The following is a 16,180-nucleotide window of genomic DNA, read 5'->3' as shown; positions in this document are numbered from 1 at the left end:
CCTCAAGCCGCGCCAAAACGTCGGCCGACACATGCACGCCATCGACCGGCAGGCCGGCAAGCCAGGCAGGATCGGCCTTGGCCAGCAGCAAACTACCCTGTGCATGCACCCGTGGCGCCAGATCCTGCAATAGCCGCGCCAGTGCTGCGCGGCCCAGATCCGGCACATCGACCACAAGCAAAGCCGCCGCCGGCAGGGTGGCCAAGCACGCATCCGGCTCGTCGGCACCCAGTTTGGCGTGCACATACCAAGCCGGCAAGGACAGGGATTTCAGGATGGGGCCATTGGCCGGCAGCATCGGGCTAACGGTTTCATGGCCCGGCATCTGCCAGGCGAAAGCTTGCCCCTCGCAAGACTGCGGCTCGCCCTGCCAGTCCCAGATACGAAAGAAAGTCAGCTCGACCGAGGCATGTTCGTAATGGTGGATACGCGTCAGCCACGGCGTCGCATCGGTAACGGTAATCCCCATTTCCTCGTGAAACTCGCGCACCAGCGCATCAAACAGCCCTTCACCGGCCTCGACCTTGCCGCCGGGGAACTCCCAGTAACCGGCATAGGGTTTGCCTTCCGGACGCGAGCCCAGCATAAAGGCGCCATCGGCACGCATCAGCGCACCGGCAACCACGGGAATAATTTTTTTGGAGGAAGACATACAACTCTTGAAATGAAAACCGCGCCGCAACAGGCGGCGCGGGCGAAGAAGACAAGCCGGCTTACAGTTTGCGTTCCTTGACCGTGCGCCCGGCCCAGTCGCAGGCAAACTGCCATGCCACACGGCCGGAACGGCTACCGCGCATACGTGCCCACTGCAGGGCGGCACGCTCGGCCGGGCCATCAAACGGCAGCCCGAAACTGCCCAGCCACGAAGCCGCTGCGGCAAGATAGGCATCCTGATCAAAGGGATAAAACGACAGCCACAGGCCAAAACGATCGGACAGCGACACTTTTTCTTCGATGGCCTCGCCGGGATGGATTTCACCATCCAGGCTACGCCCATCGCGGTTTTCGCTGACGCGCTCGGACAAGAGGTGGCGACGGTTGGAGGTGGCATAGATCAGCAGATTGCTGGCACGCGGCGCAATACCACCATCCAGCGCCGACTTGAGCGCCTTGTAACCGTCTTCGCCCTCTTCAAACGACAGGTCATCACAAAACAGGATGAAACGCTCGGGCCGCCCAGCCAGACAATCGACGATTTGCGGCAAGTCGGCCAGATGCACCTTATCGACCTCGATCAGGCGCAAGCCCTTGTCGGCAAACTCGGACAGCAGCGCCTTGACCAGAGAAGACTTGCCGGTACCGCGCGAACCGGTCAGCAGCACATTATTGGCCGGCCGCCCCTTGAGAAAGTGACGGGTATTGCGCACCAGCGATTCTTTTTGTGTGTCTACATGCAAGAGATCACTCAAGCGCATGCCGTGTGGCGTATACACCGGCTCCAGCCAGGTCGCCAGACCCTGACGCCGCCAGCGAAATGCCGGCGCAGTCCAGTCCGGTGACGGGATGGCAGGCGGCAGCAAGGGCTCCAGCCGGGCGATCAGTGCCTCGGCACGTTCCAGAAAGGCATTGAGCTTATCCATGGTTCTCCTTTGGCCGGTGGCCTTATTATTTTCTCATGCACAAAAATGCAAAGAATTCCTTATAAAAAAAGCCGGCCCACGGCCAGCCCTGTTTAAATGGCAGTGCGCAAACTGATCACCGGCCAGCCTTGCGCTTCGGCATGCGAACGCAAGACCGCGTCCGGGTCGACCGCGACCGGATGGCTGACGATAGACAATAAAGGCAGGTCGTTACGCGAGTCGCTATAGAAGAAGGTCTGTTCATAGCTTGCCAGCGTCTCGCCGCGCGCCGCCAGCCATTCATTCAGGCGGGTAATCTTGCCTTCCTTGAAGCTGGGTGTACCGGTCGGCTTGCCGCTGTAGCGACCATCGGCCAGCTCCTCCAGCTCGACGGCGATCAGTTCTTCCACGCCCAGTTCGCGGGCAATCGGTGCCGTAATAAAACGGTTGGTGGCGGTGACTATCATCACCCGGTCGCCCGCTGCCTGATGGGCGGCAACAAGTTCGCGCGCCTTGAGCGGAATAATGGGCAGGATGTGCGCATCCATATAGTCGGCATGCAGGGCATCAAGCTCGCTACGGGAAAAACGGCTGAGCGGCTCCAGCTGAAAATCAAGGAACTCATAGATATCCAGTGTGCCTGCCTGATATTGCGCGTAAAAATAATCGTTGTGACGCGCATGATGCGCTTCATCCAGAATGCCGCGCTTGATCAGAAATTTCGGCCACTCGACATCGGAGTCGCCGGCAATCAGGGTGTTATCCAGATCAAAAAGGGCAAGATTCATGATTCAGACCGGGTTGTTTGCAACAGGGTTTTCACCAGCGGCACGGTAATCGGCCGCTGCAATGCCAGCGAATAGCGATCCAGCGTATCCAGCACACCGAGCAGACTGCCCAGATCACGGCGCCAGTGAGTCAATAGATAACGGAATACATCGTCGGGAATGGACAGCTGACGCTCGGCGGCATGTTGTTTAAGCGCGGCAAGCTTGTCCTGATCGGACAGGGCCTTGACCTGAAACACCAGCCCCCAACCCAGACGGGTACGCAAATCATCGCGTACCGGCAAGCGCATCGGCGGCAAACGGCCGGCCATCAACAAACGGCCTTCACCCGATTCCTTGAGCGAGTTGTAGATGGAGAACAGCGTAATCTGATCGTCCGGCGCCAGATCATCGACATGGTCGACGGCGATAAAGCTGGCTTCGCGGGCGAAGTCGGGCAGATGTTCCTGCTTGGCATCCAGATAGATGGAGGCGCGCCCGGTGCGCTCGGCATGGGCGATCCAGGACTGCAACAGATGCGTCTTGCCGCACCCGGGCTCACCCCATAGATAGACGAAGCGTTCGCCCCCGGTATCAGTGAGGGCGGAAATGATCTCGCGATTGCGCTCGGCGAGAAAATTATCGAAGCCGGGCAGCGGCGTCGGTGTAAGGTCGAGTACGAGTTGGTCCAAAATTGCAGTCTGGGCTTTACGTTAAGGGCGTTGATGGGGGATTTTACGCTGATAAAAGCGTGTCGTGAAATAGCGCTGCATCAGCGTGCGCCCCAACACCAGCACAATCGCCGCCAAAGGCAGTGCCAGCAGCACGCCGGTAAAGCCCATCAGCTGGCCAAATGCCATCAAGGCAAAGATCACCGCCATCGGCGACAGGCCGATGCGCTCTCCCACCAGATAAGGTGTCACAACGAAACTCTCCAGCGTCTGGCCGGCGGCAAAGACACCCCACACCATAAACAGGCCGCTGAGGGTGTCGTATTGCAGTAATGCAGCCAGCGTCGCCAGCAGCAAGCCGACAAAAGCGCCCAGATACGGAATAAACACCAAAAGGCCGGCCACCATCCCGATAGCCAGACCCGAATCCAGACCGACCAGCAACAAGCCGCCACCATAGAAGGCGGCCATGATCAGCATGACCGAAATCTGGCCACGCAAAAATTCACCCAGCACCGTATCCAGCTCACCCGACACCGAGGCGACATCGTCTGCCCAGCGCCGCGGCACCAGCGACGCCACCCAGCTGCACATGCGCGCCCAGTCGAGCAAAAAGTAATACAGCAGCAGCGGCAACAAGACCATATTGGAGACAAAATTAAACAGCACGGCACCGCCATGCGTCAGCTGCGGCAAGACCTGCTCCAGTGCCTTGCGGATAAAACCGCCCTGGGTAGACAGGGTATTGCGCCAGTTATCGGCATTCAACACGATCTTGATGCCGAAACGGCTATCCAGCCATGGCAGGAAGCGGTGCTGGATAAAGTCGATAAAAGCCGGCAGCCGGCTCATCAGCGCTTGGCCCTGCTCGATCAGCATGGGCACCACCACCAGCAGCAAGGTGGTCAGCAATAGCATGCCGCCCAGCATCACCACGCCGGAGGCCAGCGCACGTGAAAAACGGTGGCGCTGCAGATAACCGACCATGGGGTCGAGGATATAGGCGAGGATGGCCGCAACGATAAAAGGCGTCAGTACGCTGGACAGCTGCAACACCAGCCAGAACACGGCGATGGCCAGTGCCAATGACGATAGCAAAGGAATGAGGGAGTAATGAGAGCGCTTCATCGTCTATTCGGTTAAAATACCCGCGCTTTCGTTCAGCCGAAAGTTCGAAGTAAAACAAACACGTTAGCAGAAAGCGAGTCGATCTTGAATACCACGTCCCTCAGTTACCGTGATGCCGGCGTAGATATTGACGCCGGCGACGCGCTCGTCGAAAACATCAAGCCGTTTGCCAAGCGCACCATGCGGCCCGAAGTATTGGGCGGACTCGGCGGTTTTGGCGCACTGGTGGAGATCTCCAAAAAGTACAGTGAACCTGTTCTGGTTTCCGGCACGGATGGTGTCGGCACCAAGCTCAAGCTCGCTTTCGACTGGAACCGCCACGACACCGTCGGTATCGACCTGGTTGCCATGAGTGTCAATGACATTCTGGTGCAAGGCGCCGAACCCCTGTTCTTCCTTGACTATTTTGCCTGCGGCAAACTGGATGTACCGCAAGCGACCGACGTCATTAAAGGCATTGCCCAAGGCTGCGAACAAGCCGGTTGTGCGCTGATCGGCGGCGAAACCGCCGAGATGCCGGGCATGTATCCGGTTGGTGAATACGATCTGGCCGGCTTTGCCGTCGGCGTGGTCGAAAAGAGCAAGATCATTACCGGCCGCGAAATCGCCCCCGGCGACGTGGTATTGGGGCTGGCCTCCAACGGTGTGCACTCCAACGGTTACTCGCTGGTACGCAAGATCATCGAGCGCGCCCAGCCGCAACTGGATGCCGAATTCGTTGACGGCAAGACCCTGCGTGAAGCGGTGATCGCCCCGACCCGCATCTATGTGAAGCCCTTGCTTAAACTGATGGCCGAACTGCCGGTCAAGGGCATGGCGCATATCACCGGTGGCGGCATTACCGAAAATACGCCGCGCGTCTTGCCGGACAACTGTGTAGCCAAGATCGATGCGGCTAGCTGGGATCTGCCCAAGTTGTTCCAGTGGCTGATGCATGAAGGCAATGTCGATGCACAGGAAATGTATCGCACCTTCAATTGCGGTATCGGCATGGTCGTCATCGTCGCGGCGGAACACGCCGATGCGGCGGCAGCCTTGCTCGCGGCCGAAGGCGAAACCGTGTACCGCATCGGCCGTATCGATGCGCGTCAGGGTGATGAACACCAGACTCAGGTCGGCTAAGCACTTAAACGGCGGGGGCGCATGCCGCTCCCGTCAGGCATCCCATGAAAAATATCGTTATCCTGATTTCCGGTCGCGGCTCCAATATGCAGGCCATTGTCGAGGCCGGCATTCCCGGTGCCCACATCGCAGCCGTGATGTCCAACCGTCCCGATGCGGCCGGGCTTGCCTGGGCCGCCGAGCGCGGCATCCACACCGTCGTACTCGACCACAAGGGCTTTGCCAGCCGCGAGGCGTTTGATGCGGCGCTGGCCGAGCGCATCGATGCCTGCAATGCCGACCTGGTGGTACTGGCCGGCTTTATGCGCATCCTGACGCCGGCGTTTACCCGCCATTACGAAGGCCGGATGCTGAATGTCCATCCTTCGCTATTGCCGGCGTTTACCGGGCTTGATACCCATCAGCGCGCCCTCGATGCCGGCTGCCTGCTTGCCGGTTGTACCGTCCATTTTGTCACCGCCGAGCTCGATCACGGCCCGATTGTGGCACAGGGTGCCGTGGCCATCCTGCCGGGCGACAGTGCACAAACACTGGCCGAACGCACTTTGGCCATCGAACACCGGCTCTACCCTGCCGCCGTGCGCGACTTCGTGGCCGGCAAGCTAGAAATCCGCGCCGGACGCGTCCTCAGGCAGCACGCGTCACCGCAGCAGGCCGGCACCCTGCTCGCGCCCCAACCCTAAGCCGCCATGCGCGCGCTGCGTCCCTTGCTGTTTGCGCTGGCGCTGTCGCTGCTGGCCCATGTTTTGCTATTGGCAGGTGAAGCATGGCAGTTACCGCTGAATGCGCCACAAGAGCAGGCCTTGCGTCCGATGACGGCGCGTTTGAAAAAGCTGCAGCTAGGCGAAAGCGGCGCCGCGCAAACACAGGCAGCAAGCGCCAAGACCACGGCAACGCTCGTACGCAGCACGCCCAAGGTAGCGCCCGCGCCCAAGTCCGGGCAAGCAGAGGCCCCACCGCAAGCCAAAGCGCAGGCTTCGGCCGTGCAACAGCTGCCGTCCTCGGCACCTGCAGCCGAAACACGCTTGGCGATCACGCCACAAATCATGCCCAAACCGCGTCTGGCTGATACCATGGCAGCCCTGACCGAATTGGCCGCCAGTGCGCCGGTGGTGCAATTGGCCGAAGCCAGCGCCGCCAGCGCACAAACAGCAAGCCCTGAAACGCCTTCCGGCTATCTGCAGCCGGCTGAGGCTATTTCGCGTTTTCCGGATCAGGCGACCTTGCTCTACCACGCTTACTATGGCGCGGCCATGGTAGGCGGCGGCGAAATAAGCTGGCTGCGCGAAGGCCGGCGCTACCGGATAGAAGCCCGCATCAAGGGCCTGTTCGGGCCCACCCTGCGCTACCTGTCGCAAGGCAGCATCGTCAAGCGGGGCCTGCAGCCGGACAGCTATCAGGCATTTCGCAACGATACCCTGCGCGAGCATGCCCGCTTCGATCATGACGCACAGCGTCTAGACTATGGCGATAAGGAAGAAAAGAGCACACCGCTGGAGAATGGCGCCCAAGATGTCTTGAGCCTCGCTTTCCAGCTGGCACTGAACGGTGCGGATCTGGGCGAGACGCCAACCCAGATCACCACCGGCAAGAAAGTCTACCGCTATCCGCTCAAGGCGGCCGGCGAGAGCGACTACGATACCGAGGCAGGCAAAATGCGCATTGCGCTAGTGCGCGCCAGCAAAGACGGCGATGTCAACGAATACTGGCTGGCACCTGACTTTGCCAACCTGCCGGTACGCATCCTGCGCGCAGACCGCGAAAAATCGCTGGAATTGCGCGCCTACCAAATAGACATTGATGGCAGCCCCATCTGGAAGCTGCCGCCCAGAAAGATGAGAAAAAATGAAAATTAGCCCGTTACAGTTCAACCATACAGTCAAAGTACTGGATCAGATGCTGCGCTTTGAAAGCCCGTCCGATGTGATTCTGTCCAACTGGTTCCGCGAGCACCGCACCCTGGGTTCGACCGACCGCCACGTGATTGCCGAAGCCTGCTTTACCTGTTTGCGTCGTCTGGAAACCCTGCGCGCCCTGTGTGCGCCGAAAAAAGCCAACTCGCGCAATGTACTCCTGGCCGCAATGGCCAAGCTGTGGGGCACCAACCTCAAGGAGTGCGGTGACGGGCTGAAAGAAGACGAAAAAATCTGGCTGGCCGACGTCAAGGGCCGCACCATGCCCGATGCCCTCGCCCAGCGCGCCGAGTTGCCGCAATGGGTTATCGACGGCATGACCGACCGTGACGAAGACGGCATCCTCGAACTGGGCCGCGGCCTGATGCAGACCGCACCGCTGGACTTGCGCGTCAACACCCTGAAAGGCCGCCGCGATGAAGTGCTGACCCGCCTGATCGCCGACGGCTTCGACGCCACCGTGACGCCTTACTCGCCTATCGGCATCCGCCTCAAGGGCAAGCCGGCGATCAACAAGCACATCCTGTTTATGCAGGGTGTAATTGAAGTGCAGGACGAAGGCAGCCAACTGCTGGGGCTGATTACCGGTGCCCGCCGCAGCGAAATGGTGGTGGACTTCTGCGCTGGCGCCGGCGGCAAGACCATGCTGCTGGGTGCACAAATGCACAATAGCGGCCGTCTATACGCCTTTGACGTGTCGGAAAAGCGCCTGGCCAACCTCAAGCCGCGCTTGGCACGCTCGGGGCTGTCCAATGTGCATCCGACCCTGATCGCGCACGAGAACGATACCCGGGTCAAGCGCCTGGCCGGCAAGGCACAGCGCGTGCTGGTGGATGCCCCCTGCTCCGGCATGGGTACGCTGCGCCGCAACCCCGACCTCAAATACCGCCAGAGTCCGGAAAGCGTGGCCGAGCTGAACGTCAAGCAGGCCTCCATTCTGGCCTCGGCCTCGCGCATGGTCACCGTCGGCGGGCGACTGGTTTACGCCACCTGCAGCCTGCTGCCGCAGGAAAACATGGACATCGTGAACGCCTTTCTGGCCAGCCATCCGGATTTCGTTCTGGTGCCGGCCTCGACCGTGCTGGCCGAGATGAAGATCCCGCTGGACACCGGTGATGTACTGCAACTGAACCCTGCCGTGCACCAGACCGACGGCTTCTTTGCCGCCATCCTGACCCGCAACGCCAGCGTCGTCAGCGAGTAAGCAAGCCCTCAACCAACCGAAAGCCAGCCATGTCCCGCTCTTCTACGCCTACATTTGCCGTGCGCAGCCATCGCATGTCGCGGCGTATGCGTTTTTTGTTCCTGACCGTGCGGCTATGGCAAAGGCGGATGGAGTTGTGGGTATCGGCAATCCTGATCGGCTTGGTGGCGGTATTGTTTGGCGTGGGCAGCCACTGGCTGCACACGCTGTTTTTCACCATCTATGATCATTCGCCATGGTGGGCCTTGCTGATCACCCCGCTGGGGCTGGGGCTGTCGGTCTATCTGTCGCGCTATGTACTGGTGGGCACCGGCGGCGGCGGCATTCCGCAGTGTATTGCGGCGCTGGAGCCCGAGGCAGGACTGCTGCGCGAGCGCTTCCTGACACTCAAGGTAGCGGTATCCAAGATTTTCCTTACGCTATTGGGCATTGGTTCGGGTGCGACTTTCGGCTACGAAGGCCCCATTGTCCAGATTGGTGCCGCCATCAAATACCGGCTGGGCAAGTCGGGCATCGGCCACTTCGGTTATGGGCGCGGCCTGATTCTGGCCGGCAGTGCCGCCAGTGTGGCGGCAGCCTTTAATGCGCCCTTGGCCGGCATCGTGTTTGCCATCGAAGAAATGGGCCGCACTTTCGACCAGAAGGCCAGCTCGACCATCCTGCTGTCGGTCATCCTGTCCGGCCTGACCGCCTATGCCTTTCTGGGCAACTACAGCTATTTCGGAACGGCGTCCGCCTCGATGCACTTTCTCAGCGGCTGGATTCCGATTGCCATCACCGGCATCATCGGCGGTGTACTGGGCGGACTAAGCGCACGCATCATTCTGGGGATTTCCAGCTTTCTGCCGGGCCCGCTGTCCAAAGCGCGTGCCTTTTCTCCAGTGCTGTTCGCTATCGCCTGTGGCCTGATCATCGCCGCTATCGGCATCGCCAGCGACGGCATGACCTTCGGCACCGGCTATTTCCGCGCCCGTGACATTATCGAAGGCCACACCGCAGGGCTGGAAAGCTACGGCATCCTGAAGCTGATCACCATGCTGCTCAGTTATCTGTCCGGTGCTACCGGCGGAATTTTCGCGCCGGCACTGGCAGTGGGTGCCGGCTTCGGCCTGAATGTCGCGCAGCTGATGCCGGCCCAGCCGGAAACGGCGGTGGTGCTATTGGGCATGGTCGCCTACTTTGCCGGCATGACCCGGGCACCGGTCACCGGCTTTGTGATCGTGATGGAGATGACGGACTCGTCGACCATGCTGATTCCGCTGATGGCCTCGGCGCTGATTGCCGCCGGCGTATCCCGGCTGATCAACCGCCATTCGCTGTATGATGCCCAGGCCAGAATGCTGCTCAAAACGCTCAGGCCCGCACCCGCGGCCACACAAAATTGACCGCAACCCACAACATTAATTAGAATAACCCATCGATTCGCTCGGGTATTGAGCAAACAACACCATAAGGACCCATGACCATGTCGATTCAGGAAACCATACGCGAAACCGTCACCAGCAACCCTGTCGTACTCTACATGAAGGGTTCGCCGACCTTCCCGCAGTGCGGCTTTTCGGCTCGCGCAGTGCAAATCATCAAGGCCTGCGGTATCGCCAAGTTTGCCGCCATCGACGTGTTGCAGGACCCGGAAATCCGTCAGGGCATCAAGGATTTCTCCAGCTGGCCTACCGTTCCGCAGCTCTACATCAAGGGCGAATTCGTCGGCGGCTCGGACATCATGACCGAGCTGTACCAGAATGGTGAGCTGCAAAAAATGCTGGAAGGTATTGCAGCCGAGTAAAGTCCACGCAGTTCATGCCATACAAGCGTAGATTTTAAGGTATAAATTGCGTTAGAATCACTGCCATCCAACCGGCTGCCCCTGCGCAGCCGGTTTTGCACATCGAAAGCTGTCTTTCCCTGCCCGCTCTCTGCGGAGGCGGAACGGCAGCTTTTTCTCAAGGGCAGATCATGAATATCACCGTCGTCCAGCATCCGCTGGTACAGCACAAGCTCGGTCTACTGCGCGAAGGCGACATCAGCACCATGAAGTTCCGCCAGCTGACCCAGGAACTGGCCCGCTTGCTGGCTTACGAAGCCACCCGCGACTTCGAGCTGGAAAACGTAGTGATAGATGGCTGGTGCGGCAAGATCGATATCCAGCAGATCAAGGGCAAAAAAGTAACCGTCGTGCCTATTCTGCGCGCCGGCATCGGCATGCTGGATGGCGTGCTTGATCTGGTGCCATCGGCCAAGATCAGCGTGGTCGGCCTCGCCCGCAATGAAGAAACGCTGGAGCCGGTGTCCTACTTCGACAAGTTTGTCGATAGTCTGGACGAGCGCATCGCCATCATCATCGATCCGATGCTGGCCACCGGCGGCTCGATGAATGCCACCATCGAGTTGCTGAAGCGCAAGGGCTGCAAGACGATCAAGGCGGTGGTGATGGTTGCCGCCCCCGAAGGCGTCAAGGCAGTCAACGATGCCCACCCTGATGTCCAGATCTACTCCGCTTCGCTCGATAGCCACCTGAACGAACACGGCTATATCATCCCGGGCTTGGGCGACGCCGGTGACAAGATATTCGGCACCAAGCACGCCTGACAAGACAGCAATCGACAAAACGCCGCCACGTTTACCGGGCGGCGTTTTTTTGAGAGCCACCATTACACAATAAAAGGGGAAAACATGTTTCAACACTTAAAGCAGGCCGTCTCGGGGGCGCAGATTCTGTTTGTCGCCTTCGGCGCACTGGTGCTGGTACCACTGCTCACCGGGCTGAATCCGGCCATGGCCCTGCTCGGCGCCGGTGTCGGCACCTTGATGTTCCAGATTGTCACCGGCTTCTCGGTGCCTATTTTTCTGGGTTCCAGCTTCGCCTTTATCGGCCCCATCATCTATTCGATGCAGACCTGGGGCATGGGCGCCACCATGTTCGGCCTGTTCTGTGCCGGCTTTATGTATTTCATCGTCGCCGCCATCGTGCGCTGGCGCGGCATGGCGATGGTCAACCGCCTGCTGCCGCCGGTGGTAATCGGCCCGGTGATCATGATCATCGGTCTGTCGGTTGCCGGTGCCGCATCGAATATGGCGATGGGTCGTGCCGGCGGCGCACAGGTGATGCCTTACGACAGCTCGCTGATGCTGGCAGCCATCTCGCTGACCACCACCATCATCGTCTCCATCTTCGCACGCGGCATGTTCCGTCTGGTGCCCATCCTCGCCGGCGTCACCGTCGGTTATATCGTGGCGGCTTTTATGGGCATGGTCGACTTTGACAAGATCGCCAATGCACCGTGGTTCGCCATTCCCCAGTTCCACACCCCTGAAGTCAACTGGGCGGCCGCGCTGTTTATGTTGCCGGTGGCGATTGCCCCGGCGATCGAGCATATCGGCGGCGTCATGGCCATTGGTGGCGTCACCGGCAAGGACTACACCAAGACCCCGGGCCTGCACCGCACCCTGGCCGGCGACGGTCTGGGCGTGTGCTTCGCCGGTATGGTCGGCGGCCCGCCGGTAACCACCTATGCCGAAGTGACCGGCGCGGTGATGATTACCCGCAACTTCAACCCGCGCGTGATGACCTGGGCGGCGATCTTCGCGATCTGCATGGCCTTCTTCGGCAAGTTCAACGCCTTGCTGCAGTCCATCCCGATGCCGGTCATGGGCGGCATCATGGTGCTCTTGTTCGGCACCATCGCCTCGCTGGGCCTCAAGACCCTGATCGAAGCCAAGGTCGACCTGATGCAGCCGCGCAATCTGGTGATTATCTCGGTGGTGCTGACCGCCGGCATCGGCGCACTGGAACTTAAAATCGGCTCCTTCAGCCTGGTCGGCGTCGGTCTGTGCTCGGTACTGGCCATCATCCTGAATCTGGTACTGCCTAGCGAATCGCCCAGCCATGAAGGCATAGAAGAAGGACGGGATATCTGATACGGGAACCGGGAACCGGGAACCGGGAACCGGGAACCGGGAACCGGGAACCGGGTTCAGCGTCACGACCAAAGCAGGCCTCGTCAAACGCTACGGATCCCGAGTCCCCGATCCCGGGCCCCACCGTCCCCATGTCGCACCGCTGGCCAATCATGTCTGCCAATTGAACGACAAACAGCTGTTTTAAAACGGATAATCGTCGCAAACATTGGAGAACAAACATGACTATCATTTTGGCTGGCGTACTGCTTTATTTCTTTGTACTTCCGCTCATCGGTGGCGCCATCGCTTTTATCAGCGGCGGCCTGCGCCCGCAGTTTCGCAAGGGCAAGGACGATACCCCGCGTATTTCGCCCTTCAATCCGTTTTACCAGAACTCGCCGTTTAATCTGCGCTAATTTCACGCTGCGGCAAAGATCAACGGCAAGGCTTGCGCCTTGCCGTTTTTGCATTTGCTGCGGCTAGCAGGCGGCCCGCGTGACCTTGTCCACCAGCACCATCAAATGCTGGTAATCAAGGCCGGAATGCTCGGACAGGCCGATCTCGCAGGTCGCGCTATTGGAATAGCCGGCGCTGCAATGCGCGACCTGAGGGCGCAATTCCTTCAGCGCCGACGCATTGAGTTCCGGATGGCTAAAGCCCTTGTCGCCGGCAAAGCCGCAACAAGTCACGCCGCCCGGTACCGTCACCTTGCTGGCACAACGTCGCGCCAGCGCTTCCAGCATCGCCGCCTGCCCGCTTTTACGCATCGAACACACCACATGCAGCGCCACATCCTCCTGCCCGGGGGTGAATGCCAGATAGTCACTCGCCACTTCATGCACGAAGCGCGTCACATCGTAGAGCTTAAGCCGGCTATCCTTGACCCCGTCCAGCAGCGCCGCCGTACACACGCCATTGTCGATAATCACCGGCCAGCGGCCGTTGTCGCTGGCTTGCAGCAAGGCCGCTTCGACCTCGGCCAGTTTGCCCGCAGCCGCCTCCAGCGCACCCTTGGAGTAGAACGGCGTGCCGCAGCATAGTCCGTTCAAGGCCGGCGGATACAGCAGTTCGTAACCGGCTTTGGCCAGCACCGACGCCACCACCTGATTCACCGGCCGCGCATCCGGCGCCGCCGCCGACGGTACAAAGGTGCGCGTCAGGCAGGATGGCAGATAGACCACCTTGCGCACGCTGCCCGTCTGGCCGGGCAAAGCCTCAAAGCGCCCGGCGCCACGCGGAAAATGGCGCGACCAGTGCGGCACACGCGCGCCGAACACGCGGCGCAGGCCCTGCATCAAGGCCGCGGTACCGCCCTCGCCCGCCACGACTTGCACACCCGCGAGCAGGCGCAAGCCCAGCCGCGCACCGGCGCTCGCCGTGTCGTAATGCTGCGCCAGCGTCGCCGCCATTTTTTGCTGGCCGGTGCCAAGCGCAGCGGCACGCAGTTGCAAGGTCAGCTTGCCGGTATTGATACCGACCGGACAAGCCGTCTCGCACAAGCCGCAAGCAACACAGGTTTCTTCACCGGCATAGACATAGCGCGCCTCCAGTTCCTGCAAGGCCGCCGGCGCCGTGCCTGCGGCCCCCAGCGCCGCGATCTCGCGCCGGGCCACGATGCGCTGGCGCGGGGTCAGCGTCAGCGCGCGGCTGGGGCATTGCGCCTCGCAAAATCCGCACTCGATACACTTGTCGATAATGGGGTCGGCGCTGGGCATCGGTTTGAGATTTTTGACATGCAACAGCTTGTCCTGCGACAAAATCACATCGGGATTGAGGATGGCGGCCGGATCAAACAGCGCCTTGATTTCCTGCATCACCCGGTACGCAGTCGCGCCCCATTCCAGCTCGACAAAGGGTGCCATATTGCGCCCGGTGCCGTGCTCGGCCTTGAGCGCGCCCTCGTATTCCACCGCCACCAGCGCGCACACATCGGCCAGAAAAGCCTCGTAGCGCCCGACTTCAGCCGGCCCGGAAAAATCGGGGGTAAACACGAAGTGCAGATTGCCCTCCAGCGCATGGCCGAAAATAATCGCCTCGTGATAGCCGTAGCGCTGAAACAGCGCCTGCAGCTTGAGCGTGCCTGCGGCCAGATGTTCTATCGGGAATAACACATCCTCGATAATCACCGTGGTGTTGGCCGCGCGCATCGCCCCGACGCTGGGGAACATGCCCTTGCGGATATTCCATAGCCGCGTGGTTTCGGCCGCATCGCTGCTGAATGCAAGCGGCGACAGGCTGGCAAAGGGTGCCAGATAGCCCACGATGGCCGCCACCTGCGCCTGCAAGCTGGCGGCGTCTCCGGCGCGGGTTTCGATCAGGATGGCCGCCGCCGCATCGGGCAGGCTGCGTATCATGTCCGGCACCCCGGCCTTGTTTTCAACCGAGCGCAGGCTGGCCCTGTCCAGCAACTCGGCCGCCGCCACCTGCTCCTTGTGCCCGGCCAAAACCGCGATCGCGGCGCAGGCCGAGGCAATATCGGGATAGAACACCAGCGCCGATGCCTTGTGGGCAAACTCGGGCACGGTGCGGTACACCACCTCGGACACGAAGGCCAGCGTCCCCTCGCTGCCCACCATCAGGTGCAGCAGAATATCCAGCGGGTCGGCATAGTCCACCAGCGCATTCAGGCTGTAGCCGGTGGTGTTCTTCATTTTGAACTTGCGTCCTATCTTGGCCGCCAGCTCCTCGTCCGCCCTGACCCGCGCCGCCAGCGCATCCAGCCCGTCCAGCAAGGCCGCATGGCTAACGCGAAACGCGGCCACACTGCCTTCATCTGCCGTATCCAGCAAAGTGCCGTCGGCCAGAATCAGGCGCAGGCTGCGGATGGTGCGGTAACTATTCTGCGCCGTGCCGCAGCACATTCCGCTTGAATTATTGTTGACGATGCCGCCTATCATCGCCGCATTGATGGTGGCCGGGTCCGGCCCTATCTTGCGCCCATAGGGCAGCAAAGCCATATTGGCAGCCCCGCCCAGCACGCCCGGTTGCAGGCGGATGGCGGCACCGTCATCCAGCACTTCCAGCGCATTCCACGCCTCGCCCGCCACCAGCAGAATCGAATCGCTGACCGCCTGCCCCGACAGCGAAGTACCGGCGGCACGAAAGGTCAGCGGCAGCGCCAGCGCGGCGGCCTCGGCCAGCAGGAACTGCACCTCGGCCTCATTGTGAGTGCGTATCACCACCTTGGGTGTCAGCCGGTAGCAGGAAGCATCGGTACCGTAGGCCAGCGTGGACAAAGGGTCGGTATAAATGCGCCGCGCATCGATGCGCCCGCTGATGCGCCGGACAAAGGTTTGGTAAGCGGCAGGCAACATGCGAGCCTCTCCATCAAGTCGATAAAATTATGCCATTGTGGCATAGCATCGACACTTTCCCTATTCGGGGATGCCCTAACTATGACTATGGATTATGCTATGTACCGCAACCATCAAGGAAAGCGTGCACATGCTGATACACAAGGACAAGGCCACTTTGCTGGTGGTCGACATACAGGGCAAGCTTACTCCCGCCATTGCCGGCGCCGAACTGCTGATTGCCCGCGCCCGCTGGCTCTTGGGCGTGGCGCACGACAACGGCCTGCCGGTGGTGTTTTCCGAACAATATCCGCAAGGCCTGGGCCACACCCTGCCCGAACTCTTGGCAGCGGCTCCCGCCGCCCAAGTGGTCGGGAAACTGCACTTCTCCTGCGTCAGCGCCGGCTGCCTGCCGCGCGAACTGCTGGACAGGCCGCAGGTGGTCGTGTGCGGCATGGAAACCCATGTCTGCGTGCTGCAAACCGTGCTGGGCCTGCTGCAACTGGGCAAACAGGTGTTCGTGGTCGCCGATGTCGTCGGCAGCCGGGCCGACAGCGACAAGGAACTGGGCCTGCAACGAATGCGGGACGCCGGTGCGATCCTCGTCAGCCGCGAAATGGTGC

General features: G+C 60.7%; 16 protein-coding genes. 10 read left to right on the top strand and 6 right to left on the bottom strand.

Annotated elements, in window-relative coordinates:
* The 5 genes from ACRC1E_RS02205 to ACRC1E_RS02185 all read right to left on the bottom strand — a co-directional run.
* Positions 1 to 652: NUDIX domain-containing protein (locus ACRC1E_RS02205; RefSeq protein ID WP_438513470.1), on the bottom strand; the 652-nt coding region annotated here is incomplete at its 3' end.
* A 61-nt stretch (positions 653 to 713) separates the two neighbouring features.
* A complete protein-coding gene (locus ACRC1E_RS02200) occupies positions 714 to 1,580 on the bottom strand; it encodes an ATP-binding protein (protein ID WP_438513469.1) in 867 nt (288 codons plus the stop codon).
* 92 nt (positions 1,581 to 1,672) lie between these two features.
* Entirely contained in the window at positions 1,673 to 2,350 is a 678-nt protein-coding gene (locus tag ACRC1E_RS02195) for an HAD family hydrolase (RefSeq protein ID WP_438513472.1), read from the bottom strand.
* Positions 2,344 to 3,018, bottom strand: coding sequence for a DnaA regulatory inactivator Hda (gene hda / locus ACRC1E_RS02190; RefSeq protein ID WP_438513468.1), 675 nt, complete (start codon positions 3,016 to 3,018; stop codon positions 2,344 to 2,346). Before hda ends, ACRC1E_RS02195 begins: the two co-directional genes overlap by 7 nt.
* Before the next feature lie 21 nt (positions 3,019 to 3,039).
* Positions 3,040 to 4,125 (bottom strand): AI-2E family transporter, encoded by a 1,086-nt coding sequence (locus ACRC1E_RS02185; protein WP_438513467.1) that lies wholly within the window; start codon positions 4,123 to 4,125, stop codon positions 3,040 to 3,042.
* A gap of 84 nt (positions 4,126 to 4,209) precedes the next feature.
* Here ACRC1E_RS02185 and purM point away from each other — a divergent pair, with 84 nt between their 5' ends.
* The 9 genes from purM to ACRC1E_RS02140 all read left to right on the top strand — a co-directional run bounded on the left by purM (position 4,210) and on the right by ACRC1E_RS02140 (position 12,680).
* Positions 4,210 to 5,247 (top strand): phosphoribosylformylglycinamidine cyclo-ligase, encoded by a 1,038-nt coding sequence (gene purM, locus ACRC1E_RS02180; protein WP_438513466.1) that lies wholly within the window; start codon positions 4,210 to 4,212, stop codon positions 5,245 to 5,247.
* A 44-nt stretch (positions 5,248 to 5,291) separates the two neighbouring features.
* The gene (gene purN / locus ACRC1E_RS02175) at positions 5,292 to 5,930 is read left to right on the top strand and encodes a phosphoribosylglycinamide formyltransferase (RefSeq protein ID WP_438513465.1); all 639 of its coding nucleotides are present in this window, start codon (positions 5,292 to 5,294) and stop codon (positions 5,928 to 5,930) included.
* A 6-nt stretch (positions 5,931 to 5,936) separates the two neighbouring features.
* Entirely contained in the window at positions 5,937 to 7,103 is a 1,167-nt protein-coding gene (locus ACRC1E_RS02170; protein WP_438513464.1) for a DUF3108 domain-containing protein, read from the top strand.
* The gene (locus ACRC1E_RS02165) at positions 7,099 to 8,364 is read left to right on the top strand and encodes an RsmB/NOP family class I SAM-dependent RNA methyltransferase (RefSeq protein WP_438513471.1); all 1,266 of its coding nucleotides are present in this window, start codon (positions 7,099 to 7,101) and stop codon (positions 8,362 to 8,364) included. Before ACRC1E_RS02170 ends, ACRC1E_RS02165 begins: the two co-directional genes overlap by 5 nt.
* A 29-nt stretch (positions 8,365 to 8,393) precedes the next feature.
* On the top strand, positions 8,394 to 9,749 hold the full coding sequence (locus ACRC1E_RS02160) for a chloride channel protein (protein ID WP_438513463.1): 1,356 nt from the start codon (positions 8,394 to 8,396) through the stop codon (positions 9,747 to 9,749).
* 80 nt (positions 9,750 to 9,829) lie between these two features.
* Positions 9,830 to 10,150, top strand: coding sequence for a Grx4 family monothiol glutaredoxin (gene grxD / locus ACRC1E_RS02155; protein WP_438513462.1), 321 nt, complete (start codon positions 9,830 to 9,832; stop codon positions 10,148 to 10,150).
* A gap of 170 nt (positions 10,151 to 10,320) precedes the next feature.
* Positions 10,321 to 10,953: a uracil phosphoribosyltransferase gene (gene upp, locus ACRC1E_RS02150; RefSeq protein ID WP_438513461.1), complete on the top strand. Its 633-nt coding sequence runs from the start codon at positions 10,321 to 10,323 to the stop codon at positions 10,951 to 10,953.
* A gap of 84 nt (positions 10,954 to 11,037) precedes the next feature.
* Positions 11,038 to 12,282: a uracil-xanthine permease family protein gene (locus tag ACRC1E_RS02145; protein ID WP_438513460.1), complete on the top strand. Its 1,245-nt coding sequence runs from the start codon at positions 11,038 to 11,040 to the stop codon at positions 12,280 to 12,282.
* 221 nt (positions 12,283 to 12,503) lie between these two features.
* Positions 12,504 to 12,680: a hypothetical protein gene (locus ACRC1E_RS02140; protein ID WP_438513459.1), complete on the top strand. Its 177-nt coding sequence runs from the start codon at positions 12,504 to 12,506 to the stop codon at positions 12,678 to 12,680.
* Between the two features lie 63 nt (positions 12,681 to 12,743).
* Here ACRC1E_RS02140 and ACRC1E_RS02135 read toward each other — a convergent pair whose 3' ends face one another.
* A complete protein-coding gene (locus ACRC1E_RS02135) occupies positions 12,744 to 15,578 on the bottom strand; it encodes an FAD-binding and (Fe-S)-binding domain-containing protein (protein ID WP_438513458.1) in 2,835 nt (944 codons plus the stop codon).
* Positions 15,579 to 15,708: 130 nt separating this feature from the next.
* Between ACRC1E_RS02135 and ACRC1E_RS02130 the strand changes: the two genes are divergently transcribed.
* Positions 15,709 to 16,180: isochorismatase family protein (locus tag ACRC1E_RS02130; protein WP_438513457.1), on the top strand; the 472-nt coding region annotated here is incomplete at its 3' end.

The organism is Craterilacuibacter sp., from assembly GCF_051659485.1.
Lineage (GTDB): Bacteria > Pseudomonadota > Gammaproteobacteria > Burkholderiales > Chromobacteriaceae > Craterilacuibacter.
The sequence above is the reverse complement of the archived record's forward strand: the minus strand, read 5'-3'. Positions and strand labels throughout refer to the sequence as shown.

Coding starts and splice junctions, on each gene's coding strand:
- ACRC1E_RS02160 (WP_438513463.1), top strand. CDS start 8,394: ATGTCCCGCTCTTCTACGCCTACATTTGCCGTGCGCAGCCATCGCATG.
- ACRC1E_RS02200 (WP_438513469.1), bottom strand. CDS start 1,580: ATGGATAAGCTCAATGCCTTTCTGGAACGTGCCGAGGCACTGATCGCC.
- ACRC1E_RS02140 (WP_438513459.1), top strand. CDS start 12,504: ATGACTATCATTTTGGCTGGCGTACTGCTTTATTTCTTTGTACTTCCG.
- ACRC1E_RS02170 (WP_438513464.1), top strand. CDS start 5,937: ATGCGCGCGCTGCGTCCCTTGCTGTTTGCGCTGGCGCTGTCGCTGCTG.
- grxD (WP_438513462.1), top strand. CDS start 9,830: ATGTCGATTCAGGAAACCATACGCGAAACCGTCACCAGCAACCCTGTC.
- ACRC1E_RS02185 (WP_438513467.1), bottom strand. CDS start 4,125: ATGAAGCGCTCTCATTACTCCCTCATTCCTTTGCTATCGTCATTGGCA.
- ACRC1E_RS02145 (WP_438513460.1), top strand. CDS start 11,038: ATGTTTCAACACTTAAAGCAGGCCGTCTCGGGGGCGCAGATTCTGTTT.
- upp (WP_438513461.1), top strand. CDS start 10,321: ATGAATATCACCGTCGTCCAGCATCCGCTGGTACAGCACAAGCTCGGT.
- purN (WP_438513465.1), top strand. CDS start 5,292: ATGAAAAATATCGTTATCCTGATTTCCGGTCGCGGCTCCAATATGCAG.
- ACRC1E_RS02135 (WP_438513458.1), bottom strand. CDS start 15,578: ATGTTGCCTGCCGCTTACCAAACCTTTGTCCGGCGCATCAGCGGGCGC.